This is a genomic window from Gottfriedia sp. ABJ_BB2_2, from assembly GCF_055484705.1.
Genome location: NZ_JBVFKR010000001.1, coordinates 887,567 through 913,474, shown reverse-complemented (window position 1 = coordinate 913,474; position 25,908 = coordinate 887,567). Strand labels below are relative to the sequence as shown.

21 protein-coding genes and 1 riboswitch are annotated in these 25,908 nt (G+C 34.7%); of the genes, 18 read left to right on the top strand and 3 right to left on the bottom strand.

Going from position 1 to position 25,908, the window contains the following annotated elements; genetic code table 11:
- Positions 1-70 precede the first annotated feature (70 nt).
- The 15 genes from ACX6U0_RS04600 (at position 71) to ACX6U0_RS04530 (ending at position 16,570) form a co-directional block, all read left to right on the top strand.
- Entirely contained in the window at positions 71-982 is a 912-nt protein-coding gene (locus ACX6U0_RS04600; RefSeq protein ID WP_464958798.1) for an aspartate carbamoyltransferase catalytic subunit, read from the top strand.
- The gene (locus tag ACX6U0_RS04595) at positions 966-2,252 is read left to right on the top strand and encodes a dihydroorotase (RefSeq protein WP_464958797.1); all 1,287 of its coding nucleotides are present in this window, start codon (positions 966-968) and stop codon (positions 2,250-2,252) included. The genes ACX6U0_RS04600 and ACX6U0_RS04595 overlap by 17 nt, the downstream gene beginning before the upstream one ends.
- A complete protein-coding gene (locus ACX6U0_RS04590; RefSeq protein ID WP_464958796.1) occupies positions 2,249-3,349 on the top strand; it encodes a carbamoyl phosphate synthase small subunit in 1,101 nt (366 codons plus the stop codon). Before ACX6U0_RS04595 ends, ACX6U0_RS04590 begins: the two co-directional genes overlap by 4 nt.
- Positions 3,334-6,546 carry a carbamoyl-phosphate synthase large subunit gene (gene carB / locus ACX6U0_RS04585; RefSeq protein ID WP_464958795.1) on the top strand — a complete coding sequence of 1,071 codons (3,213 nt, stop codon included), beginning with the start codon at positions 3,334-3,336 and terminating at the stop codon, positions 6,544-6,546. Before ACX6U0_RS04590 ends, carB begins: the two co-directional genes overlap by 16 nt.
- Complete coding sequence (locus ACX6U0_RS04580) at positions 6,543-7,313, top strand: dihydroorotate dehydrogenase electron transfer subunit (RefSeq protein ID WP_464958794.1); 771 nt, start codon at positions 6,543-6,545, stop codon at positions 7,311-7,313. Before carB ends, ACX6U0_RS04580 begins: the two co-directional genes overlap by 4 nt.
- Positions 7,310-8,251, top strand: coding sequence for a dihydroorotate dehydrogenase (locus ACX6U0_RS04575; RefSeq protein WP_464958793.1), 942 nt, complete (start codon positions 7,310-7,312; stop codon positions 8,249-8,251). The genes ACX6U0_RS04580 and ACX6U0_RS04575 overlap by 4 nt, the downstream gene beginning before the upstream one ends.
- On the top strand, positions 8,223-8,936 hold the full coding sequence (pyrF, locus tag ACX6U0_RS04570) for an orotidine-5'-phosphate decarboxylase (RefSeq protein ID WP_464958792.1): 714 nt from the start codon (positions 8,223-8,225) through the stop codon (positions 8,934-8,936). Before ACX6U0_RS04575 ends, pyrF begins: the two co-directional genes overlap by 29 nt.
- A complete protein-coding gene (gene pyrE, locus ACX6U0_RS04565; RefSeq protein WP_464958791.1) occupies positions 8,933-9,571 on the top strand; it encodes an orotate phosphoribosyltransferase in 639 nt (212 codons plus the stop codon). The genes pyrF and pyrE overlap by 4 nt, the downstream gene beginning before the upstream one ends.
- 458 nt (positions 9,572-10,029) lie before the next feature.
- Positions 10,030-10,569, top strand: coding sequence for a DUF1572 family protein (locus ACX6U0_RS04560; RefSeq protein WP_464958790.1), 540 nt, complete (start codon positions 10,030-10,032; stop codon positions 10,567-10,569).
- Between the two features lie 309 nt (positions 10,570-10,878).
- Entirely contained in the window at positions 10,879-12,618 is a 1,740-nt protein-coding gene (locus ACX6U0_RS04555; RefSeq protein WP_464958789.1) for an ABC transporter ATP-binding protein, read from the top strand.
- Positions 12,615-14,387 (top strand): ABC transporter ATP-binding protein, encoded by a 1,773-nt coding sequence (locus tag ACX6U0_RS04550; RefSeq protein WP_464958788.1) that lies wholly within the window; start codon positions 12,615-12,617, stop codon positions 14,385-14,387. Before ACX6U0_RS04555 ends, ACX6U0_RS04550 begins: the two co-directional genes overlap by 4 nt.
- A 30-nt stretch (positions 14,388-14,417) precedes the next feature.
- Positions 14,418-14,855 (top strand): GNAT family N-acetyltransferase, encoded by a 438-nt coding sequence (locus tag ACX6U0_RS04545; RefSeq protein WP_464958787.1) that lies wholly within the window; start codon positions 14,418-14,420, stop codon positions 14,853-14,855.
- A 161-nt stretch (positions 14,856-15,016) separates the two neighbouring features.
- Positions 15,017-15,571, top strand: coding sequence for a DUF4240 domain-containing protein (locus tag ACX6U0_RS04540; RefSeq protein WP_464958786.1), 555 nt, complete (start codon positions 15,017-15,019; stop codon positions 15,569-15,571).
- Positions 15,572-15,822: 251 nt separating this feature from the next.
- Positions 15,823-16,038 carry a DUF5316 family protein gene (locus tag ACX6U0_RS04535; protein WP_464958785.1) on the top strand — a complete coding sequence of 72 codons (216 nt, stop codon included), beginning with the start codon at positions 15,823-15,825 and terminating at the stop codon, positions 16,036-16,038.
- Between the two features lie 25 nt (positions 16,039-16,063).
- Positions 16,064-16,570: a hypothetical protein gene (locus ACX6U0_RS04530; RefSeq protein WP_464958784.1), complete on the top strand. Its 507-nt coding sequence runs from the start codon at positions 16,064-16,066 to the stop codon at positions 16,568-16,570.
- Between the two features lie 60 nt (positions 16,571-16,630).
- Here ACX6U0_RS04530 and ACX6U0_RS04525 read toward each other — a convergent pair whose 3' ends face one another.
- Entirely contained in the window at positions 16,631-17,251 is a 621-nt protein-coding gene (locus tag ACX6U0_RS04525; protein WP_464958783.1) for an NUDIX hydrolase, read from the bottom strand.
- Between the two features lie 594 nt (positions 17,252-17,845).
- Between ACX6U0_RS04525 and murI the strand changes: the two genes are divergently transcribed.
- Positions 17,846-18,619, top strand: coding sequence for a glutamate racemase (gene murI, locus ACX6U0_RS04520; RefSeq protein WP_464958782.1), 774 nt, complete (start codon positions 17,846-17,848; stop codon positions 18,617-18,619).
- Between the two features lie 112 nt (positions 18,620-18,731).
- Here the strand turns inward: murI and ACX6U0_RS04515 are convergent, their stop codons facing one another.
- Positions 18,732-19,925 carry a nucleoside transporter C-terminal domain-containing protein gene (locus ACX6U0_RS04515; protein ID WP_464958881.1) on the bottom strand — a complete coding sequence of 398 codons (1,194 nt, stop codon included), beginning with the start codon at positions 19,923-19,925 and terminating at the stop codon, positions 18,732-18,734.
- Between the two features lie 189 nt (positions 19,926-20,114).
- Positions 20,115-20,215, bottom strand: a riboswitch (purine riboswitch).
- Positions 20,216-20,463: 248 nt separating this feature from the next.
- Here ACX6U0_RS04515 and ACX6U0_RS04510 point away from each other — a divergent pair.
- Positions 20,464-20,658, top strand: coding sequence for a hypothetical protein (locus ACX6U0_RS04510; protein WP_464958781.1), 195 nt, complete (start codon positions 20,464-20,466; stop codon positions 20,656-20,658).
- Between the two features lie 514 nt (positions 20,659-21,172).
- On the opposite strand, the gene ACX6U0_RS04505 is transcribed toward ACX6U0_RS04510, so the two are convergent.
- Positions 21,173-22,873, bottom strand: coding sequence for an Rqc2 family fibronectin-binding protein (locus tag ACX6U0_RS04505; RefSeq protein WP_464958780.1), 1,701 nt, complete (start codon positions 22,871-22,873; stop codon positions 21,173-21,175).
- 253 nt (positions 22,874-23,126) lie between these two features.
- Here ACX6U0_RS04505 and ACX6U0_RS04500 point away from each other — a divergent pair, with 253 nt between their 5' ends.
- Positions 23,127-25,799 carry a cation-translocating P-type ATPase gene (locus ACX6U0_RS04500; RefSeq protein WP_464958779.1) on the top strand — a complete coding sequence of 891 codons (2,673 nt, stop codon included), beginning with the start codon at positions 23,127-23,129 and terminating at the stop codon, positions 25,797-25,799.
- Positions 25,800-25,908 lie beyond the last annotated feature (109 nt).

Sequence of the window (25,908 nt, the reverse complement as noted above, 5' to 3'; positions counted from 1 at the left end):
GAATAGTTTAGAGCACTCTGAATGGGGTGCTCTGCTGAAAAAAGATGAAATTCATTTAGGGGGATGACGAATGAATCATTTATTAACCATATCTGATTTAACAATCGAAGAAATTCAAAATTTGCTAATGGAAGCTCTAATGTTTGCAAATGGAGAAAAAACTAGTCTAAAGCGTCAGACATTTGTTGCAAATTTATTTTTTGAGAATAGTACGAGAACTCGTTTTAGCTTTGAAGTTGCCCAAAAGAAACTAGGACTTGAAGTCATCAACCTAGCTGTTGAAAGTTCAAGTATTCAAAAAGGTGAAACTTTATATGACACAGTTAAAACCCTTAAAGCAATTGGTGTAGAAGCGGTTGTGATCCGTCATACAGAAGATGAGTACTTTCAAGAAATTGAAGATGCTGGAATGCCAATCCTAAATGCAGGTGACGGATGTGGAAATCACCCGACACAATGTCTACTAGATCTTTTAACGATTAAACAAGAATTTGGACATTTTGAAGGATTAAAAGTAGCGATTGTAGGTGATCTAAGACATTCAAGAGTTGCCCGTTCAAATGCAGAAGCTCTAACAAGATTAGGTGCGGAAGTATATTTCTCAAGCCCAGATGAATGGAAAGATGAAAAAAATCAGTATGGAACTTACAGAAACTTAGACGAATTAGTTGAAGAGGTTGATGTCATGATGCTGTTAAGAGTTCAACATGAACGTCATGACTCAGAAACAAACCATATCATGGAAAATTATTTACAAAAGCATGGTCTAACGGTTGAGCGCGAAGCCAAAATGAAACCAACTAGCATTATCATGCATCCGGCTCCATTTAATAGAGATGTAGAAATTGCTAGTGAAGTAGTTGAATGCGAGCGTTCAAGAATCTTTAAGCAAATGGAAAATGGCGTTTACGTACGAATGGCAGTATTAAAAAGAGCCTTACCAAATGTATGGGGAGAGATGAAAAATGAAGTACTTGTTTAAAAACGGTGTCATCTTACAAGAAAACGGTGAATTTCTAAAACGTGATGTATTAGTAGTGAATGGGAAAATTTCAGTCATTGCTGAAACAATCATCGATCAAGAAGCAACAATCATTGAGCTTGAGGGGAAATTACTTTCACCAGGTTTTATCGACGTTCATGTACACTTGAGAGAGCCGGGCGGAGAACATAAGGAGACAATCGAAACAGGTACAAAAGCAGCAGCAAGAGGCGGTTTTACGACGATTGCGGCAATGCCAAATACTCGACCAGTACCAGATACAATCGAACACTTACAATCATTAAATAAAAAAATTGAGGATACTGCGTTAGTTAATGTACTTCCTTATGCTTCAATCACAATTCGTCAAGCTGGAGAAGAGCAAACGGATTTTGAAGCATTAAAAAATAATGGTGCATTTGCATTCACCGATGATGGAGTAGGCGTTCAATCAGCCGAGATGATGTATAAAGCAATGCAAAAAGCTGCTGAAATGAATGTTTCAATCGTAGCTCACTGCGAAGAGAATACATTAATCCAAAAAGGCTGTGTACATGAAGGGAAATTCTCAAAAGAAAATGGATTAAATGGAATCCCATCAATTTGTGAGAGTGTACAAATTGCACGAGATGTTCTTTTAGCAGAAGCAGCTGGATGTCACTATCACGTTTGCCATATCAGTACAAAAGAATCAGTAAGAGTCGTAAGAGATGCTAAAAAAGCTGGCATAAATGTAACAGCGGAAGTGTCACCACATCACTTAATTTTATGTGAAGATGACATTCCTGGTCTTGATACAAACTTTAAAATGAATCCTCCATTAAGAGGATCATTAGATAGAGAATCATTAATAGAAGGTTTACTTGATGGAACAATCGATATGATTGCAACTGATCATGCACCTCATACAGCAGAAGAAAAAGCGCAAGGAATGCAGCTAGCTCCTTTTGGGATTGTAGGCTTAGAAACAGCATTCCCACTATTAAACACACACTTTGTACAAACTGGAAAAATGTCACTAAAACAGCTAATAGATTTTATGACAGTAAAACCAGCAGAAGTATTTAACATCAAAAGAGGAAAAATAGAAGTTGGAGCAGTTGCAGATTTAACAGTAATCGATCTAGAACTTCAAGAAGAAATTGATTCAGCAACATTCCTTTCAAAAGGTAAAAATACACCATTCGATGGCTGGAAATGTAAAGGTTGGCCAGTAATGACAATGGTAAATGGCAAATTAGTATATGAAAGTGGGGAAGTAACAGTATGATGCGTCAATTAATATTAGAAGACGGAACAGTTTTTGTAGGAGAAGGATTTGGTAGCGAAGTTGAAACAACAGGAGAAATCGTATTTACAACAGGTATGACAGGATATCAAGAAGTATTAACTGACCCATCTTACTGTGGACAAATCGTAACATTTACTTACCCTTTAGTAGGTAATTACGGAATTAACTTAGAGGATTTTGAAAGCATTGTTCCAGCAGTACATGGATTAATTGTTAAAGAATATGCTGAGCATCCTTCAAATTTCCGAAATAAAATGAGCTTAGATCAATATTGTAAAGACAAAGGAATCCCAGGTTTAGCAGGTATCGATACACGAATGTTAACGAAAAAGTTACGAGAGGTTGGAACGATGAAAGGGAAATTCTGCAGTATGGAAGCGAATGTTGATGAAGTTGTTGCAGAATTAACAAATACACCATTATTCACTAACCACGTGGAACGAGTTTCAACTCAAAAGCCTTATAGAAGTCCAGGCAGAGGACACCGAGTAGTATTAGTAGACTTTGGTATGAAGCATGGCATTTTAAGAGAATTAACAAATCGTAAATGTGACGTTACAGTCGTGCCTTACAATATCTCAGCAAAAGAAATTTTCTTACTTGCTCCAGACGGAATTATGTTAAGTAACGGACCTGGAGATCCAAAAGATGTTCAAGTAGCAATCGAAATGATTAAAGAAGTAGTTGGCAAAGTACCATTATTCGGAATTTGCTTAGGGCACCAATTATTTGCACTAGCAAATGGAGGAGATACTTCAAAACTTAAATTCGGACATCGTGGTGCGAATCATCCAGTTAAACATTTAGAAACAGGAAAAGTAGCAATCACTTCACAAAACCACGGTTATGCAGTAGAAATGGATTCAATTGATGGAACTGATTTAGTCGTAACACATGTTGCACTAAATGATGGAACAGTAGAAGGACTAAAACATAAGAAATATCCAGCATTCACGGTACAATATCACCCAGAAGCATCACCTGGACCAGAAGATGCAAATTATTTATTCGATGAATTTATGAGCATGATGGAAGCACAGAAGAGAGAGGGGAACTTACAATGCCAAAACGCGTAGACATAAAAACAATCTTAGTAATCGGATCAGGACCTATCGTAATCGGTCAAGCAGCAGAATTTGACTATGCTGGAACACAGGCTTGTCAGGCATTGAAAGAAGAAGGATACAAAGTAATTCTTGTAAACTCAAACCCTGCAACAATTATGACTGATGTACAAACAGCAGATAAAGTATATATCGAGCCACTTACAGTAGATTTCGTAAGCCGAATCATTCGTAAAGAACGCCCAGATGCACTTTTACCGACACTAGGAGGTCAAACAGGACTTAACCTAGCAGTAGCATTAGATAATTCTGGGGTGTTAAAAGAATGTGGTGTGAAAATCTTAGGAACGACGCTAGAAGCGATTAACCGTGCTGAAGACCGCGACTTATTCAGAACATTAATGAATGACTTAAGCGAGCCAGTACCAGAAAGTGCGATCATTCATAATTTAGAAGAAGCTTATGACTTCGTTGAAGAAATTGGTTACCCGGTTATCGTAAGACCTGCCTTTACGCTAGGAGGAACTGGTGGAGGAATTTGTCACGATGAAGAAGAATTAAAAGAAATCGTAGCAAGTGGATTAAAGAATAGCCCAGTAACACAATGTTTGTTAGAGAAAAGTATAGCTGGTTTTAAAGAAATAGAGTATGAAGTAATGCGTGATGCAAATGACCATGCGATCGTAGTATGTAACATGGAAAACATCGATCCTGTTGGAGTTCATACTGGAGATTCAATCGTAGTAGCTCCTTCTCAAACATTAAGTGACCGTGAATATCAAATGCTACGAAATGTATCACTAAAAATCATTCGTGCATTAGGAATCGAAGGTGGATGTAACGTACAACTTGCACTAGATCCAGATAGCTTCCAATACTATGTAATTGAAGTAAATCCACGTGTATCACGTTCAAGTGCGTTAGCATCGAAAGCTACAGGTTATCCGATTGCTAAATTGGCAGCGAAAATCGCAGTAGGTTTAACACTAGATGAAATGATTAACCCGGTTACAAAGAAAACTTATGCTTGCTTCGAGCCAGCATTAGACTATATCGTATCAAAAATTCCACGCTGGCCATTTGATAAGTTTGAAACAGCAAACCGTCAGTTAGGAACTCAAATGAAAGCAACGGGAGAAGTAATGGCAATCGGTAGAACACTTGAAGAGTCATTATTAAAAGCAGTGCGCTCTCTAGAATTAGGCGTAAATCATATCGAACTTAACGCAGTAAAGGAACTGACTAAAGAAGAAATGATAACTCGCATGGCAAAAGCTGACGATGAAAGACTATACATTGTTGCTGAAGCAATGAGAACGGGTATGACGTTAGAAGAAATACACGATATTACAAAAATTGACTTTTTCTTCCTACACAAAATCGAAAACATCATAAAAATGGAAATACAAATTAAAGAAAACCATTTTGAACTTGATGTACTTTTAAAAGCTAAGAAAATGGGCTTCAGTGATGATTACCTTGCATTACACTGGAACGCAACAAATAAAGAAATATACGATTTCAGAAAACAAAATCAAATCATTCCAGTCTATAAAATGGTTGATACATGTTCAGCTGAGTTTGAATCTACAACTCCTTATTTCTACGGAACATATGAGATCGAAAATGAATCAATTGTAACGGATAAGAAGAGTGTAGTAGTACTTGGTTCTGGTCCAATACGTATCGGACAAGGGATTGAGTTTGACTATGCAACAGTACATTGTGTAAGAGCAATTAAAGAAGCTGGATACGAAGCAATCATTATAAACAACAATCCAGAAACAGTTTCGACTGACTTCAGTATCTCAGACAAACTTTATTTCGAGCCATTAACAATAGAAGATGTAATGCACATTATCGATTTAGAAAAACCGATGGGTGTTGTCGTTCAATTTGGTGGTCAAACAGCAATTAACTTAGCAGGTAGATTAGTAGAGCGTGGTGTGAAAATTCTTGGAACTTCACTGGAAGATTTAGATCGTGCTGAAGACAGAGACAAGTTTGAAGAAGCACTTCAACAATTAGGTGTACCACAACCTCTTGGTAAAACAGCAATGACAGCAGAGGAAGCAGCAGCAATCGCTGATGAAATTGGTTATCCAGTTCTAGTAAGACCATCATACGTACTAGGTGGACGCGCTATGGAGATTGTATATCACCGTGAAGAAATTCTTCATTACATGCAAAATGCAGTAAAAATTAATCCAGAACATCCAGTACTAGTAGACCGCTACTTAACTGGTAAAGAAATTGAAGTAGATGCAATCTCTGACGGAATCGATGTATATATCCCAGGTATTATGGAGCATATCGAACGAGCTGGAGTTCACTCAGGAGATTCAATCGCAGTTTACCCTACACAAAATGTATCAGACGCTGCGAAGCAAAAATTAATCGAATATACAATCAAACTAGCAAAAGGCTTAAATATCAAAGGATTACTTAACATCCAGTTTGTAGTAACAGATAAAGATGAAGTATTCGTACTAGAGGTTAATCCAAGATCTAGTCGTACAGTACCATTCTTAAGTAAAATTACAAATGTACCAATGGCGAATATCGCAACAAAAGTGATACTAGGTCAAACACTAGCTTCATTCGGATATGCTACAGGCTACCATCCAGAAGGTAATGAAGTATATGTAAAAGCACCAGTGTTCTCATTCGCTAAACTACGCTCAGTAGATATAACATTAGGCCCTGAAATGAAATCAACTGGGGAAGTAATGGGGAAAGATGTAAGTCTACAAAAAGCATTATATAAAGCACTAATCGCTGCTGGGATGCATATCCCAACTCACGGTTCAGTCATCATTACAGTAGCTGATAAAGATAAAGAAGAGGTAGTCGATATCGCAAAACGCTTCCATGAAATTGGATTTACAGTATTCGGTACTGAAGGAACTAAAAATCATTTAGAAAACCACGGTGTACCAGTAAAAGCAGTAAACAAAATTAACGAGCATGAGGACAATATGCTAGACATGATCAAGCGTGGAGATGCGCAGTTTGTTATCAATACACTAACAAAAGGTAAAAAACCAGCACGTGATGGATTCAGAATTCGTCGTGAATCAGTTGAAAACGGAGTAGTTTGCTTAACTTCACTAGATACTGCAACTGCAATACTATCAGTAATTGAAAGCTTAACATTCTCAACTTCTGCACTACCAAACAAAGAAATGAAGGCTGGCGTATTAGTATGATAAAAAAAGAACTCATGACAATTGTCTCAAACAGAGAAATTGCCCATCAAATTGTCGAAATGACATTAAAAGGTGAACTTGTTCAGGAGATGCACTCTCCTGGACAGTTTGTCCATATAAAAGTGACTGGTGGACTAACACCATTATTAAGAAGACCAATCAGTATATGTTCGGTCGACAAAGAGAAAAGTGAGTTCACAATGATATTCCGCGCAGAAGGTGAAGGTACGAAACTTTTAAAAGAAGCAAGCGTTGGACAACAGGTTGATGTATTAGGTCCCCTAGGTCAAGGTTATGATATTGAAACGCTTTCAGAAGGGGATACAGCACTACTTGTAGGTGGTGGAATTGGTGTTCCTCCAATGTATGAACTTTCGAAGCAATTTAAAGCACGTGGTGTAAATGTCGTTCATGTACTGGGCTTTGCCTCAGGCGATGTAGCTTTTTATGAAGAAGAATTTTCAGAATTAGGACCAACATATATGGCAACAGTAGATGGAACTCTTGGTACGAAAGGATTTGTAACTGATGTTATTCGTGAAAAAGAGCTACAATTTGATCAATATTTTGCATGTGGTCCTACTGTAATGTTAAAAGCTTTACAACAGCAATATAAAGGTATGAAGGAAGGCTATATATCACTTGAAGAACGAATGGGCTGTGGAATCGGTGCTTGTTTCGCGTGTGTATGCCATACAGAAGATGGGTCATATCGTAAAATTTGTAGCGATGGACCAGTATTTCAGGCTGAGGAGGTAGTACTATGATTTCATTACAAACTAAACTTCCTGGCTTAGATTTAAAAAATCCTATTATGCCAGCTTCCGGATGCTTCGGATTTGGTAGAGAATTTGCCAATCTTTACGATTTAAGTATACTTGGAGCTATTATGATCAAAGCAACAACAGTTGAAACAAGATACGGAAATGAAACTCCTCGTGTAGCGGAAACGCAAGCAGGGATGTTAAACGCGATTGGACTTCAAAATCCTGGCTTAGAAAAAGTAATAAACGAAGAATTAAAATGGTTATCGAGCTATGATGTACCAATTATTGCAAATATAGCTGGATCAACGATTGAAGACTATGTAACGGTCGCAAAGGAAATTTCTAAAGTAAGTAATGTAAAAGCATTAGAATTAAACATTTCTTGTCCAAACGTAAAATGTGGTGGGATTGCATTTGGAACTGATGCTGCAACAGCGGCTGAAGTAACAAAAAAAGTGAAAGAAGTAAGTGAAGTACCGCTTTACGTAAAGTTATCACCGAATGTAACAAACATTGTTGAAATCGCAAAAGCAATTGAAAATGCTGGAGCAGACGGTTTAACAATGATCAATACATTACTAGGGATGAGACTAGATTTAAGAACGGGAAAACCGATTCTTGCAAATAAAACTGGTGGACTATCAGGTCCTGCAATTAAACCAGTCGCGATTCGAATGATCCATGATGTAAGTCAAGTAGTAAACATCCCAATCATCGGAATGGGTGGCGTAATGAACGCAGAAGATGCGCTAGAGTTTTTCCTAGCAGGTGCAAGTGCAATCGGTGTAGGAACGGCAAACTTTGTAGATCCATTTGTTTGTCCAACAATCATTGATGAGCTACCAGAAGTATTAAACAAATATGGATATCAGTCGATCGAAGAATGTATTGGAAGGAGCTGGAAACAACATGTCATCACAAGTGGTCATCGCGCTTGATTTTTCTTCAAAAGAAGAAGTAATGAATTTTGTAAAAAAATTTGAACAATCTCTATATGTAAAGGTAGGGATGGAATTATTTTACAAAGAGGGTCCAGCAATCATAAAGGAACTAAAAAAATTAGGACATCAAATCTTCCTAGATTTGAAGCTTCATGATATTCCAAATACAGTAAAACATGCTATGAAAAATATCGCATCTTTAGAAGTAGACATGGTAAATGTGCATGCAGCTGGTGGAACAAAAATGATGAAGTCAGCATTAGAAGGGCTAGAAGAAGGTACGCCGGCTGGTAAAAAAAGACCTTTACTAATAGCTGTAACTCAACTTACAAGCACTTCAGAGGAACAAGTAATCAAAGAACAAGGACTTACATCTTTAAAAGATTCAGTTAAACTATATGCTGCAATAACAGAAGAAAGTGGACTTGATGGCGTAGTTTGCTCTCCACTAGATGTAGAATTAGTTCAAGCAGCTGTTAAAGGTGAGAACTTTATAACAGTAACACCAGGCATACGCTTAGCAGATAATAGTGTAGATGATCAAGTACGTGTAACAACTCCAGCGAAAGCTAGGCAATTAGGGAGTAGCTATATTGTAGTGGGACGCAGTATTACAAAAAGTGAAAATCCAGTAGAAGCATATAAAGAAATAATTGCACAATGGGAGGGCGTAATAGTATGAAAAAGAACATCGCAGCAAACTTATTAAGCATTGGGGCAGTAAGCCTTCAACCAGAAACTCCATTTACTTGGGCATCAGGTATCAAATCTCCTATCTATTGTGATAATCGCTTAACGCTTGGCTATCCAGAAATTCGTAAAAACATTGCTAAAGGTTTAGTTGAATTAATTAACACTAAATTCGAGCATGTAGATGTAATCGCAGGAACTGCAACTGCTGGCATTCCACATGCTGCATGGACAAGTGATTTAATGGAACTACCAATGGTATATGTACGTAGCTCTGCAAAAGGTCACGGAAAAGGAAACCAAATCGAAGGACCAATTAAAGCTGGACAAAAAGTAGTCGTAGTTGAAGATTTAATCTCAACTGGCGGTAGCGTCATTACATGCGTTGATGCTTTACGTGAAGCAGGCTGCGAAGTACTAGGAGTCGTTTCTATCTTCACATATAATCTTCCAGCAGCAGTTGAAAAATTCAATGCAAATGAAGTAACATACTACTCTCTAACTGACTATGACACACTAGTAGAAGTAGCAAAAGAACAAGGTTCAATTGAAGCAGACCATGTAGCAAAACTAACAGCATGGAGAAAAAATCCACAAGACGCTAGCTGGATGACTGTTGGCGTATAAAATAATGTAGACTTAAAAATACAGCCTTAATGGGCTGTGTTTTTTTATTCAATAGGCTCTGTTAAAGAAGACTGTTGATTTTCATTCCAGGTACTTCGCTTTCCATGGGGCGTGACTTGAGTCTCCTCCGAAAGGTAGGCATGCTAAAACCACGACTCCTGTCGTAACGCATGCATGACCCACATCCTGTGGGCCTCCTGCGGGGTCTCAAGCTTCCCGCATCTCCCATAGGAGTCTTCGTACCTTCCATTCCAATCAATCTCTAACTTACGTTTCTCTTTTCATACGCTATAGGCATTTGCTAAAATCAACAATTAAAATTAACAGAGCTATTCGATAAAATAAAAACATGCGTGCTTTTTGTAAATTAATTACTTTGGAATGTCTGAACAGTGCTAAAATATAATTTTTTTGTTATTCATATAATTGTTAATATATCTATTTCAGGGGGGATTTGATTGTCAGTAGAAGAGCTGTTCTTACAAAATAGTTTAAAAGAATTTCAGGGCATTAAAAAACTAGGTGATCTTGCGATGAAGCAATTGTCATATGAAGAACTAGTTTGGAAGCCCTCTAGTGAATCGAATAGTATTGCTGTTATCGTTAAACATCTAAGTGGAAATATGATTTCAAGATGGACAGATTTCTTGACTTCAGATGGAGAAAAAACTTGGCGTAATCGAGATGAGGAATTTGAAGGAACTTATTCTTCAAAAGAAGAATTACTAGCAGCTTGGGAAAAAGGATGGAATGTAGTACTCTCGACCATAAAAATTTTAAAAGAGGAGGACATTCTAAAAACAATCACAATAAGAGGAGAAGCTCATTTTGTACTTCAAGCAATACATAGACAAATCAGTCATTATGGTTATCATATTGGTCAAATTGTTTATGTTGGAAAACAAGTTAAAAATGAACAGTTTGAGAGTTTAAGTATTCCTAAAGGTCAATCGGAACAATTTTTAAACGAGATGCTTAAAAACGTAAAACAAACATAATGACTGTTATAACTCCTTATAAACAACATAAACATTCTTAACAAATCTACGACAAAAGTTGTAGATTTTTTTATGTATATTACGACTAAACGAGTAGTAAATTTCTATCTTTTTGATGAAGAAAAAAAAATCGGTGGGGAGTAAAGTAAGAAAGAGGAGAGGCAAGGATATCGGTAGCAACATTAGAAATTGTAGAAATGAATAATTAAAGATTTACCTATATTTTCAGTTATTAGTCAATTCAATTCTTTTTTAATAATGAAAATAATTAGAAAATAATGTAAAATGTTACAAGTTAGGGGGGAATATATGAAGATTTTAATTGAAACACTTAATCACTTTAAACCTTATTGGAAAATTTTACTCCTTGCTTTTGGTAGTTCTTTAATTGCCGGAGCTTTTGCAGTTATTCCACCAATTTTAACTGGAAAAGTCGTGGATGAATTATTAGGAAATGCTAATTCACAAGTTCTTTTCTATTTAATATTTGGAATCATGTTGGCATTTTTATGTAAGGTTATATTTGAATCTCTACAGGAATTTATTCAAGTGAAGATTGGTCTCGATGTCATTAGTGATATGCAATTACGTGCTTTTAAAAAGCTTCAAAAAGCACCAATGTCATTTTTTTCAACATCACCTCGTGGAGATATGCTATTTCGATTAACACATGATGTAGAATCTGTTCAAAATCTGAATAATACTGTTGTTCCGCGATTTATACAACAAGTGATCGCAGCGATTGCAGCATTTGTTGCAGTATTTCCTTTATATTGGCCAGCTGCTGTGATCATGCTGATTGTTTTTGCAATTTATTTAGTACCTTCATTTATGATTGGGACAAAAGTACGGAAAATGGGTGCCATTTCACGAGATATGAGTGCTGATTTATATAATCATACACAAGAAAGTATTGAATCAGTTAGACTTGTGCGTACATTTCAAACACAGGAACAAGAAAATAAACGCTTAGAGGAAAAGCTTTCAATATGGAAGAGCTTTGCAATCCGATTGGCGCTTTTTGGTAAATTTAATTGGCGATTAGGTAATGTTTTTAATAATGGTGCACCCGGAGTCATCATGTTGGTTGGAGGATATTCAGTTTGGCAAGATGAAATTTCGATAGGGACATTAATAGCAGTATTAGCGTTTATTCCGACAATGTTTATGCCGGTTCGTTCTCTAGCTGAAAATGCATTAACAATTCAACAAGCAATTCCGGCCCTTGAGCGTATTTATGAGTATTTTGATTTACCATCAGAGCAATCTGACTCATACCCTATTTTCGAAAACGTAAAAGGTGATATCGATGTTAATAATATCCGTTTTACATATCCAAATGCCACTGAAGAAGTGTTGAAAGGTGTATCTTTTTCAATAAAGTCAGGGCAGCATATTGGAATAGTTGGATCAAGTGGTGGGGGGAAAAGTACATTAATCCAATTATTATTAGGATTATACGAGCCAACATCGGGATCAATATTTGTTGATCAAAAAGATTTATCAAAACATGATTTTCAAACATTACGCCAAAATGTAGGAGTTGTTTCTCAGGAAACATTCTTATTGAATAGTACACTGAAACAAAATTTATTATATGCCAAACCAGATGCTACTGATGGAGAATTACGACTAGCAGTAGAAGCTGCTGATTTAAATGATTTAATAGATTCATTGCCAGAAGGATTTGAGACAATTGTTGGAGAACGAGGTTTAAAGCTTTCAGGAGGTCAAAGACAACGTGTAGCATTAGCACGAGCAATTTTAAGACATCCACCTGTTTTGATATTTGATGAAGCAACATCATCTTTAGATGGAGAAACAGAAGAGAAGGTACAATATTCCCTTGAGAAGTTAATACCAGGAAGAACGACAATTACGATTGCTCATAGACTCGTTACAGTAAAGGATGCAGATTGTATCTTGTTATTAGACAAGGGCTTAATTGCTGAACAAGGAACTCATGAAGAATTACTTTCATTAAAAGGACAATATTATCAACTATATATGGCACAATACAGTGAGCTAGATAAGGAGAGTGCTGTATGAACCAAAATAAAACAAAAAAAATAGGTGATGGAAAAAGAGTTATTAACTTTCTAATACCTCATAAAAAATGGGTATTTGCGGATTCATTCGTCATTGCTTTAAGTCAAATTTGTGCAGCTTTAATCCCGACTTTAGGTATGGGATGGTTAGTAGATCATATCATTCCAAATCATGAAAATGCATTACTTTGGGGATTAATGTGGTTACTTGTTTTTGCAGCAATACTTGATTTAATTTTAATGGTAATCGACGAGTATTTTTGCCACCATGTAGCAAAGTCAGTTACAAACTGGCAAAAATTACGCTTATTTAAGCATTTGCAAATTTTACCGTATTCTTATTTTCATCAATCGAAATCTGGAGAATTATTAGCTAGGGTATCAGATGATCCAGATACACTTCATAATTTCTTAGCATGGGAAGGTTCTACTTTTATGGCATCCGTTCAAGGGGTTGTCATTTATAGTGTTGTATTATTATGGATTCACCCATACTTAATGGTAACAAGTGTTGTTTTAGGAGTATTGTTTTACTGGACATCAAATAAAGTAGGGGCTAGAACAAGGAATGCATCTGCAAGAGCCAGAGAAGAAGCGTCACGTTATTTAGAAAGACTTCGTGAGTCTGTAACAGGGATCCAGCTTTCTAGAATTCTAGGTGCAACAGATTATGAGATTCAAAGTGTAGCAGCTATTCGAAAATCATTTGTCAAAGAATCAATCATTGAGTTAAAAGCAAGAATGCAATCAATTGTTGTCATCGGAAGCTACAATGGCTTCGCTTTAGCTTCTGTTTATTTCATAAGTGTTTTATTAATATCAAATGAACAAATAACAAGTGGACAAATGCTAACAGCAGGCGGGTTAGTTACCATTGCTGCGAATGAAATTCAAAGAATGTTACGAAACTGGTTATCTGTTAGACGAACTGGTCCAGCACTTGATCGTTCCGAAAAATTATTAGCTGAGCCAACGTCTGCTTTTGAAGTTCAAGTGGGAAAAAAGCTGGATGTTGTGAATGGTTTAATCGAATTTAAAGATGTAAAATTCGGCTATCCAAATAAAGAAGACCTTGTACTAAATGGTTTAACATTTAAAGTAAAGCCTGGAGAGGCAGTTGCGATTGTAGGACCTAGTGGTGCAGGTAAGTCAACAATTGTAGATTTATTACTTGGTTTATATCCATTAAATAGTGGTACGATCGACATAGATGGATTATCAATCGAACAATCAAATGCCAAATGGGTCAGAGACTCAATTTCCTATGTCTCACAGGATGTACAGTTAAGAAATGGTAGCCTAGCAGACAATATAAAAATTGGAAATGAAAAGGCGACTGATGTAGAGCTAATCCAAGCTTTAAGAGATAGTGGCTTATCTGATTATTATGATTCACTACCAGATGGTTTACAGTCTTCAATCGGAGAAAGAGGAGCACTACTTTCGGGTGGTCAAAAGCAACGTTTATCTTTAGCTAGAGCACTCGTCAAAAATTCACCAATCTTGATTTTAGATGAAGCAAGCTCAGCTCTAGACCCTATTACAGAATTACAAATAAACGAAGCAATTCAAAAAAGAAAATCAAAACAATCGGTAATTGTTATTTCCCACCGCCTATCAACTGTTTTAACAGCGGATCGTATTGTCGTTTTAGAAAACGGTATCGTTGTTGAAGAGGGTACGCATCATACGTTATTGGAAATAGATGGAGTATATTCTAGGTTATTTAAACGTGAGGCTGAAACAGGTGAAAATGTAATGAGTTTTTAAAAATCATGTAAATGTGAAAGGGGTACTTGGATGAATGCTAAGATTTCTATTCATCACTATGAATCAAAGGAAGAATTACTGAAAGGTTTTCAAGTTTTAAAACAGCTTCGTACACATTTGAACGAAGAATCATTCTTGGGGCTTTATGAGGAAATGGAAAAGGAAGGCTACAAGCTAATTGGATTAGAAGATCATGGTCAAACTGTAGCAGTAGCAGGAATCATTATTGTGACGAATTTCTACAATGGGAAGCATGTTTTTGTCTATGATTTAGTGTCAGATCAGAATCGTCGTTCAAATGGATACGGCAAACAGCTACTAGATTATATACATGAATTCGGGAAGGAAAACGGCTGCGAACTTGTATCACTTCAGTCAGGCTTACAAAGAATTGATGCCCATCGTTTTTATGAAGAGAAAATGGAGTTTCGTAAATTATCATATGCTTTTAGTAAAGATATAAAGTAAAAAAGTAAACCCTAGTCGGATGATTGGGGTTTACTTTTTTAATAGGCTTGTTCTAAAAGATTGTTATGATTGTGGTTTTGTAATAATGAAAAGAAGACATTTATTTATGCTAAAATATTAGTAGTGAATTTTTTTATGTAATTTATATTGGAGGGAATACCTTGGACAAAAAAGAATTTTGGCGTTTAATAGAAGAATCAAAGAAATTCGAGAATCAAGCAGAATGGTTAACAGAGGTATTATCTCATAAAGAATCAAATGAAATATTAGAGTTTGAATTCTATTTTGAAAGTTTCATGAATGAAAGTTACCAATCTCACTTATGGGGTGCAGCTTATATTCTAATGGGTGGATGCTCTGATGATGCATTTGATTATTTCAGGGGCTGGTTAATTGGTCAAGGTGAGGAAATATATCTAAAGGTTGTAGAAAATCACGAGTATCTTGCAACATACATACGTGAGGAAAATCTAGATGAAGAGGGTTATCCACAAAATGAAGAGTTACTGTCAGTCGGCTTAGATGCTTATACATTCAAAAAGACTGGTGATACAGAATGGGATGATGACATTCACGATGAAATGTTAGAAAAACTCGACAAAAAAGGTCTAAAGCCCGCTGTCGACTTTGAATTTGATTGGGAAGAAGATACAGATGATTTAGAAAATATGTTTCCGAAATTATGGGCAAGATTTGGAGAAAATCCATTAGGTTAATAGTAAAGGGTAATCAAAGAACAAATGCCAATTTAATAGTAAATTGTAAAAACAGTTCAAATTCGTAATTTGAGCTGTTTTTTTATCTCTAAAAGAAAGTATGAATATAAACCTCTTAGTCCATCTATAGTGTTCTACTAGAAGTAAGTGATAAGTCATGATTAGTTTACCACTAATTTTAAAGGACTAATAAAAACAATGAAGAATATTATATTTATATGGGAAATTTTACCAAAAGGGTGAGGGTTAGAATGGAAATACTGAATCTATTTATTATGATAGGGATCATTGGATTTCTATTATCAGGAATAACATTAGGTGTTTTTACTAGTGGCGAACAACAACGAGCTAACTTTTATACACAAACAAAAGACGATCGGAGCTCAAATTTAAAATTTTCATTATGGACAGGATTGATAGGAATTATTTCATTTTTAATCGCAGGGGTTATTTATTATATACAGTAGATAAATAAGAGAAGGGATAAATGGGATGGCTCAAAATAAGTTAAAAGTTTATCAATTCTTAATTAGTTCATCCATTTCAAGTATTATATTTTTAGGAATTAATATTTTATTATTTGTATTTGATTATTATGTTCTTGATAATCCTACATCACGTAGTTTAATTGGAATTGGCAATTTAGTTGGAATAGACAGTATTGTTTATAGTTTATTATTTGTCATCATATTCAGTATCCCTTTCATTTATATTTTTTCGCTCATATCTTACTTAATTTATTATATTTTTTCCATTACTTTTACAAATTGGAGCTATAAAATCCATGTAATACTTTTTTCACTTCTTTTTGCATTTGTGTTGACGAGTATATTTTATGGTCATGTAATATTAAATTCTACTTTTTTTATGCTTTTATTAAGTAGTTGGTCATTCTTACTTGGCGACTATGTAAAGCCTTTAATTTTAAGAAAATTACTAATTGTAACACCAGTAATTTTGTTGTTGATGAGTTTAATCACCATTCAATTTAATTCCTAAAAAAGCAAAAGTAAAAAGGGGACTTCATCAGTTGAAGTTCCCCTTTTTTATTGATACTTGCTACACATGCTGTTTCAACAGTTCAAGCACATTAAATAGGTAATTGTTTTCATGGATGACAAAGTGCTCTTTATTGACTGTTTTGCGTACTGTAATTTTTTCATCTAGCTCATTCACTTCGAAGCCTTCAACTTCTATGGATTGACTTAGTCCATATGCAAAATCATAATATTCATTAAAATTTGCTTTCACAATACCAGAAACTTCTTCTTTTTGTAGATTAAATTTTGTAAACGGTTCATTCCTTTTTAGTAAAAAAACATGACTTAGTTCATAATCATGGAAGTTTTTCAATTCAATAGAATTCTTTATAATACCAAGCGGTATGACTTCTTCTATATTGACTACAATGCCTAGTTCTTCATGAACTTCTCTAATTCCATCAGAAACTGTCTCGTGTGCTAATAGATGGCCAGCGGCAGTGATGTCTAGTAAATTTGGAAAATCTTTTTTTGTTTGACTTCTTTTTTGAAAATAGATCATTGGAATGTCGTTTTCAATACTCATTAACCAACAATGAAATGTTTCATGCCAATATCCATTTTTATGTACTTCGTCTCGTGTTGCTTCACCAATATGGTTTCCCAATTCATCAAAAATTTTAAGAGACTCTACTTGCAATGTACTTACCACCTTAACTTTTTATATTAGTTAACTATATCTATTATTATATAAATATTTCATAATGATTGTAATATGATATTAGGTCTATTCATGTTATTTTATTTCAGAAAGTACCATCAGCGGATAGGATGGAATAAATAAGTAGATAAAGAAAAATATGTTTTTTCAAAAGGATGTTTTCTAAATGATTGTTGCTTTTTGGATTTAAAATGACAAAGAAAAACGTTGATTATAATGGAAGGTGTGAGACTCCTATGGGAGATGCGGGATAGGTGAGACCCCGGAAGGCACCGAGGAGGCTCAGCTCACGCCCCACGGAAAGGGAGCAACCTGGGGTGAAATCAACTAACGGTATCTTAAATAGCAGCAATGTATACGAGAACAGCCATTCAAAATAGAACATGCAGTATTAAAAAGCCTATGTCCAACTGTTAAATTGAATGTAATATTTTTCTGAAAAATTTACTTTCATGCTTAATTAGGTTAATTTATTATTAGATAGTTTAAATGAGTATGTCTAAACTAAATCTTAATGGTATGTTAGACTGCTTGATAATGACTACATTAAATAAAAATTATTAGGTGAACAAAATGAAAATTGCATTTTTTGACTCGGGAATGGGTGGGTTAACTGTATTAAACGAAGCCATTAATCAGTTACCAAATGAAGAATTTTTATATTTTGCAGATACTCTTCATGTTCCTTATGGTACGAAATCAAAGGAAGAAGTTAGTTCATTTGTAAAACAATCAGTAGAAAGAATTGTAAAAGAAGATGTAAAAGCACTTGTAATAGCATGTAATACAGCTACTAGTATTGCAGTTTCGGATTTAAGATCAAACTATGACTTTCCAATTATCGGCATGGAACCGGCTGTAAAACCAGCTATTGAGATGAATCGTTCAACAGGTAAAAGAGTGTTAGTTCTTGCAACACCACTTACTTTAAAGCAAACAAAGTATCATGAGTTAGTTTCAAGAATTGATGATCAAAGTATTGTCGACTCATTACCATTACCAGAATTAGTTCGTTATTGTGAAGAATTAAATTTTGAAGATGCTCCAATGATTGACTATTTTAAGAGTAAGTTTGCATCATTTGATATTAATTTATATGGAACTGTTGTACTTGGATGTACACATTATCCATTTTATAAAGAGATATTAAAGAAAATTCTACCGGAAGATGTGCATATAGTTGATGGAAGTGCGGGTACAGTTAAAAGACTAATTCAATTATTAAGTCCTTCAAATCAATTAAATGATTCTGGTGAATCAACGATTAAGTTCATGTGCTCAGACGATAATCAAGATTATATCGAAAAGATGAAGTATGCATTGAACATTCTTCAAACTAAAGGATAAGCTTTTTAAGCTTATCTTTTTTGTTGTTTACTGTTTTTGATATATATTCTGTGATGAAAGAATAAAAAAAGAAGTAGTGATAATCACTACTTCTTTTTCTATTTTATTTATATTACCAAACAAATAAACCTACAATCATGGCACTAAGCATCGAAACTCCAATACCACTTACTAGTAGCTTCCAAACATTCTTACCAATACTCGATGATTTATCTTCACCTAATATTGAATTAAATGTGCCATAAATCATTCCGACAGTACTAAAATTAGCAAATGATGTTAAGAAAGTTGTAGCAACTGCTACAGTATGTGGAGCTAGTCCATTTATATTTTCTTTTAAATCCATCATTGCGACAAATTCATTTGTGGCAAGCTTGATTCCCATTAATTGTGCAACATACATAGCGTCTTGTCCAGTTAGTCCTAATAAGAATGCGAAAGGACTAAATATATATGAGAAGATTTTTTGTATCGTTAATCCAGATACAAAGAAACCTAAGAAGCCATTCAGAAGTGTAGTTAGGGCTACATATCCAATTACCATCGCTAATATAACGATGACCATATTCATTCCAACTATCATACTATTTGAGATCGTTGAGAAGAAATCTTTTTTCTCTTCTTTCGTAGGGACGTACACTACATCCTCTTCTTTACTAACTTCAACTGGATTTAACATACTTGCTATTAATAGCGCATTTAAACAATTTAAAGGTATTGCAGCAAATACATAAGTAGCAGGTACCATCGTTAAATAGGCACCGATAATTGAACCACTAATACTACTCATACTCATAATGCCAAATGTCAATAAACGATTTTCTTTTAAAACGATTAATTGTTGACGGATAACAGCTAAAGCCTCGGTATTTCCAAGAAACATCATTTGAATTGAAAAGAAACTCTCTAACTTCGGTAATCCAGATATTTTTGAAATAACCCAGCCAACTTTATCAATAATCCAGGTTAAAATACCGAAATATGATAAAATGTCAAAGAAGGTAATAATGAAAATAATTGGCAGTAATGCACTAAAGAAAAAGTCGACATGTTCATTAGCCATAACAGACGGGAATGCGAACGAAATTCCATCATTTGCACATGCAATTAACCAAGTGAAAAAGGATGCAATTTTATTAATTGTCCATGTTCCGATTTTTGTTTCTAACATGAACCAAGTAATAAGGAATTCTACAATTAGTAAAATGAAGATGGACTTCCATTTCACATTTCTCTTATTAGGAGAACATAAGAAAATAAGACCGATTACAACTAATACTCCTAGTAAATTTAATAAAAAGAACACGACACCAACTCCTGATGATTTATATGATTTCCAAAATAAAAAGCTCTTATTTTTCACACCTTCAGCCCCAAGACAGAAAGTACGAAAAATAAGAGCTTAGTTAGTTTAAACATACAATATAATTGAATCCTTAACTAAAAAAATGAAAAGCAAGGATTCTTATATTAGCATTATTTCTATTTTTGCTCAATTCTAGTCATACTTCCTTGTAGTCGGGCATTTTGGCTGCCAGGTAGAAACGATCAGACCTTCTTAACTGATATTATACAAGGATAATAAATAAAGAGATTTATATTTAGAATAAACATCATTCTATAGTAATAATTACAAGGAAACAACATATTTATTAAAGTTCCAATTATTATATTTGTATAAATAATATGAATATTAACATTTAACAAAATGATTTAAAAACGGTTTGATTAAAGTGTTCATACATTAACAGAGTTTATATTTAACTGGTCATCATAAAATGAAATAGAGTTATTACGAAGGATTGACTGTCATTAAGTAAAGGATCAAGGAGTTGAGTTAAATCATGAAAGTTAAAGACGTATTAAGATACTTTGGGGTTAGTGTTATGTTTTTATTTGGGGCAATTTCGTTAATAAAATATGTTAAAGAAGATGAATTCTTTATGAATTTATTCATCGGTTTTGCATTAGGTGTTATTCTGTTCATTGCTTCATTACTAGTAAAAGAGGAAGATGAAAATAAAGAGAAATCATTGTAATAGAAAAGCCACCTCAAAATATAGGTGACCATAGGAAGAATAGGATAAATGGTAACCCAAATTATCTATGCATTAAAGTACACTAAGAGATTTATACTTTCCACGAGATAAGAATTAACGAAAATTATTAAAAATTGAATATTTATGATTTAGAAATTCTCAACTTTACTTTCTTTAGTAATATTTACGGATAAAGGATGACGAATGATACGCAAACGTGGAAAAATTCGTTTACGGAAAACTTGGTTAATTGTGGAAAATGATTGAAGTGAAAGGTGCTCGACTCCTGTGGGAGTAGCGGGATAGGTGAGACCCCACAAGCGCGAATGCGACGAGGAGGCTCAGCGCACGCCCCACGGAAAGCGAGCATCCTGAAGCGGAAATCAAAGATACACTTTTTTTTAGAACAATGTTTCCTTGGCAATACAAAAAAATTGGTGGATCAAAAAAAATAGCAACTACTCTAATTGAAAAGTAGTTGCTTTTGTATGTTACAAAAGATTGGGTATTATTCTTATTTACGTAATTTTAATACTAGCTCTTCATCAGGTGTAACATATAAGGTGTTGTTTTGTTCGTAAATAACGAATCCTGGTTTTGAGCCATTTGGTTTCTTTACATGGCGAATTTCTGTGTAGTCGACTGGAACTGAACTGGATTGGCGAGCTTTACTAAAGTATGCCGCTATAATCGCTGCTTCTTTGATTGCAGTTTCACTAGGTTCTTTTGCACGAATCACTACGTGAGAACCCGGAATATCCTTTGTGTGGAACCAAAGTTCGTCTCTACTAGCAAGCTTATTCGTTAAGTAATCATTTTGTTTATTGTTTTTACCGACTAATAGTAGCTCACCGGTAGTTGATACATATTCATCAAGTGTTACTTTTTGTTTGTTATTCTTTTGGGGTTTTTTTGATTTTTTCTTTCTAACATAACCTGTTTCAGCTAATTCTTCTCGAATTTCTTCTAAATCACGTGGTGAAGCGGATTCGATTTGCTGTAGGACTGTTTCTAAATAATCATTTTCCTCAACAGTAAGCTTTATTTGCTCATGTATATGAGCGACTGAATTTTTTAATTTCGTGTATTTTGTAAAATAAGATTGCGCATTTTCAGAAGGCGTTTTTAATGGAGATAATGGAATCATAATCGTTCCACCGTTTTCATCATAATAATTCACGACTTCTACTTCTGTCATTCCTTTTTTTAGGGCAAACATATTAGCTGTAATTAATTCACCTTGTAATTGAATTGCATCTGCTTTTTCAGTATCTAGTAAACTTCTTTCAAGCTTCTTTAATTTTTTCTTGTTTTTGGATAGTTCATTTTGTAATAGTTTTTCTAAATCTCCACTTTGCTGCTTTACTCTGTCCCGTTCTGCTTTTCCAAAGTAAAAGACATCTAATAATTCACTTAAGCTAGAGAAGGATGTCTTTTCTCCATTCAAATGTTTCATTTCAATAAAATAAAATTGCTCTTTTGACTGGAAACGGTATAAAGAAGGAGTATACTTCTGTTCCTGTATTTCATCTATTAAAGAAACGAATGATTCAAATACGTTATCTTTATTTCGATAAACGACCTCATTAGCAAATAATGGAGATATACCAGCAAACTGTTGTACAAGTACTTGAGCAGTCGGTTGGTCCTCAGTTGATATGATATGATTGAAATCTGCCTCAGTCATTTGAGCAAATGGATCTTGTTTTTCTTGTTTAGGTGGTAAAATATAACTAGAGCCAGGTTGAATGATTCGATGTCTGTTAACGGCCATCGGTACATGTTTAATACTGTCTAAAATAATCTGTCTTTCATCATCAAGCAAAATAATATTACTATGTCTTCCCATTAATTCGATAATGAGTGTACGAAATTGCTCGTCCCCAATTTCATTTCTGCTTCTAACCTTAATCCTCACAATTCGTTCACGATCATTTTGTGAAATACTTTCGATGATTCCACCGTTTAAATGTTTTCTTAATACCATCGTAAACATTGGCGGTTCTGAAGGTGTATCATAGTTTTGATCTGTAATATGGAATCGTGCATAACTTGGATGTGCACTTAATAAAAGTTTATAGTTTGCACCATTTGCACGAATGGTTAGTAGAACTTCATACATACTTGGTTGTACGATTTTTGAAATTCTTCCTGTTGTTAATTTTGTGGCTACCTCACTTGTCATAGCCCCCGTAAAAAGTCCATCAAAAGACATAACATCACTTCCTAATCTATCAAACACTACTAAAATTCATGTTATTTTTCTCAATTATATAAAAGGTATTTCCGAGCAAATTTCTTAAGGAGTCAATTTTACATGATTTACCCTACGATTGTCACTTCATTCCATTCGTACGAGCTAGATTTATTTTTCATCATTATATCATTTATTTGGACGAGTCTGAATATGCTTTTATGAGAGGTAAGGGGGACAACTTACCTAATGGAAAAATTAGGGGTGACAATACATGAATTTTTATCGGATGAGAGCGGAAGAAGTTCTAAACGTAACAAATACGAACGTTTCCTCTGGTTTAACTGATGAGGAGGCAAGAAAAAGACGAGAAACTTTTGGAGCAAATGAACTAAGAGAATCGGAGAAAACTTCAAAACTCGTTTTATTTTTAAATCAGTTCAATGATTTTATGGTGTACGTATTATTAGGTGCAACAATTATCTCAATCTTTCTAAATGAAGTAGTCGATGCTGTTGCTATTATGGCAATCGTGTTGATTAACGGGGTCTTAGGTTATTTTCAAGAAGCAAAAGCTGAAAAATCATTAGAAGCTTTAAAAGAATTAGCAGCGCCTCAAGTTCAAGTATTAAGAAACGGCCAATATAAAAAGTTACCTTCAAAAGATTTAGTTGTCGGAGATATTATCAAATTTTCTAGTGGTGATCGAATCGGTGCAGATATTCGTATTATCGAGGCATCAAGTTTATACATAGAGGAATCAGCACTAACAGGAGAATCATTGCCTGTCCAAAAACGGTTTGAATCAATTCAAACTGAAGGAATTGGAATTGGTGATCAAGATAACATGGGCTTTATGGGGACACTCGTAACTCGCGGAAATGGTAAAGGTGTCGTTGTATCAACAGGTATGAAAACAGCTATGGGTCAAATTGCCGATTTGCTGCAAAATACGGATGCAGCAGTAACACCATTGCAAAGAAGATTAGAGCAGCTTGGGAAAATTTTAATTGTTGTTGCATTATTTTTAACTGCATTAGTTGTATTTATTGGTGTTTATCAAGGAAACGAATTATATCATATGTTTTTAGCGGGTGTGTCTTTAGCTGTAGCAGCGATACCTGAAGGACTTCCTGCAATTGTAACTGTAGCTCTGTCACTAGGTGTGCAGAGAATGATTAAAAAGAAAGCCATTGTAAGAAAACTTCAAGCAGTTGAAACATTAGGATGTGCTTCTGTCATTTGTTCTGATAAAACAGGGACGATGACTGAAAACAAAATGACTGTCACAAATATTTGGTCTGGAGGAACTGGCTTCGAAGTTTCGGGAAATGGTTATGTCATTGATGGAAAATTTACTAATAAAGATCGAACAGTTAATCCAACTTTAAATAAACAATTATTTCAAACCCTAGTTTTTGGATCAATTTGTAGCGATGCTCAACTAATTCAAAAGAAAAAAGAAATTGTTTTAGATGGTGATCCTACAGAAGGTGCCATTGTTGTAGCTGGATATAAAGCAGGAATAGACCGTGAATATGTTAATAGTCATTTTACTAGAATTCATGAAATCCCATTTGATAGTACTCGTAAAATGATGACTGTAGTTGTTAAAAATCGTGAAGGTGACCATTTTGTCATAACAAAAGGTGCACCAGATGTTTTACTTTCTAAGTGTAACTCTATTTTATGGCATGAACGTGAAGAGCAATTAAATACATTTAGACAAAACGCTGTTGAAGATACAATCGCTTCATATGCTAATAATGCTCTACGAACAATTGCGATTGCATTTAAACCAATTCAATCAAATTCAGTATTAAATGATAGAGATCTTGAAAGTGATTTAACTTTCATTGGTTTACAAGGTATGATTGATCCGCCACGAGCGGAAGTTGCACAAGCTGTTCAAGAGTGTAAGGAAGCTGGTATCCGAACGATTATGATTACTGGGGATCATAAATTGACTGCAGCTAGTATAGCAAGAAAGTTAGGAATTTTGAGAGAATCAGGAAAAGTAGTAGAAGGCAAAGAATTAGATTCGCTATCAGTTGAACAAATTCAAGAATTTGTAGAAGATACTGCCGTTTTTGCTCGAGTGACGCCAGAACATAAATTGAAAATTGTTAAGGCGCTTCAAGCAAATGGTCATGTAGTAGCCATGACGGGCGATGGTGTAAATGATGCACCTGCAATAAAAGCTGCAGATATTGGTATCTCAATGGGGATTACAGGTACAGATGTAGCGAAAGAGGCTTCGGCTTTAATTTTACTTGATGATAATTTTGCAACAATCAAGTCAGCAATCAAGGAAGGACGTAATATCTATAGTAATATTCGTAAGTTTATTCGATATTTACTTGCTTCGAATGTCGGAGAAATATTAGTTATGTTGTTTGCAATGCTATTAGCTCTTCCACTACCATTAGTTCCAGTTCAAATCTTATGGGTAAACTTAGTAACAGATGGATTACCAGCAATGGCACTTGGAGTAGATTCAGCTGAAGATGATGTTATGAAAAGGAGTCCGAGATCTTTATCTGAAGGTATTTTTGCAAGAGGTTTAGGTTGGAAAATTATTTCTAGAGGATTCTTAATTGGATTTGTAACATTAATCGCGTTTATCATTTCATATAATCAACATCCTGAACAATTGGCGTACGCTCAAACTGTTGCCTTTGCAACTTTAGTATTAGCACAGTTAATCCATGTGTTTGATTGCCGAAGTGAACGTTCGATTTTCCATCGTAACATATTTGGAAATATGTATTTAATTGGTGCTGTCATTGTTTCAGTATTATTGATGCTTGTTGTCATTTACTATCCGCCTCTTCAACCGATTTTTAAAACTTTACCAATTCAATTAAGGGATTGGATCTTAATCGGTGGACTTTCGGCACTTCCAACATTTATGCTAGCAGGGGCATTATTTAAAAAGAAAAAATAATTTATGAACAAAATGGATTACAAATTTAAAATATGTTATAATCTCTTAAGGTAGTAGAGGTATGCTCTATTACCTTTTCTCTTTTACATATTTGAAAGTTAATACATAC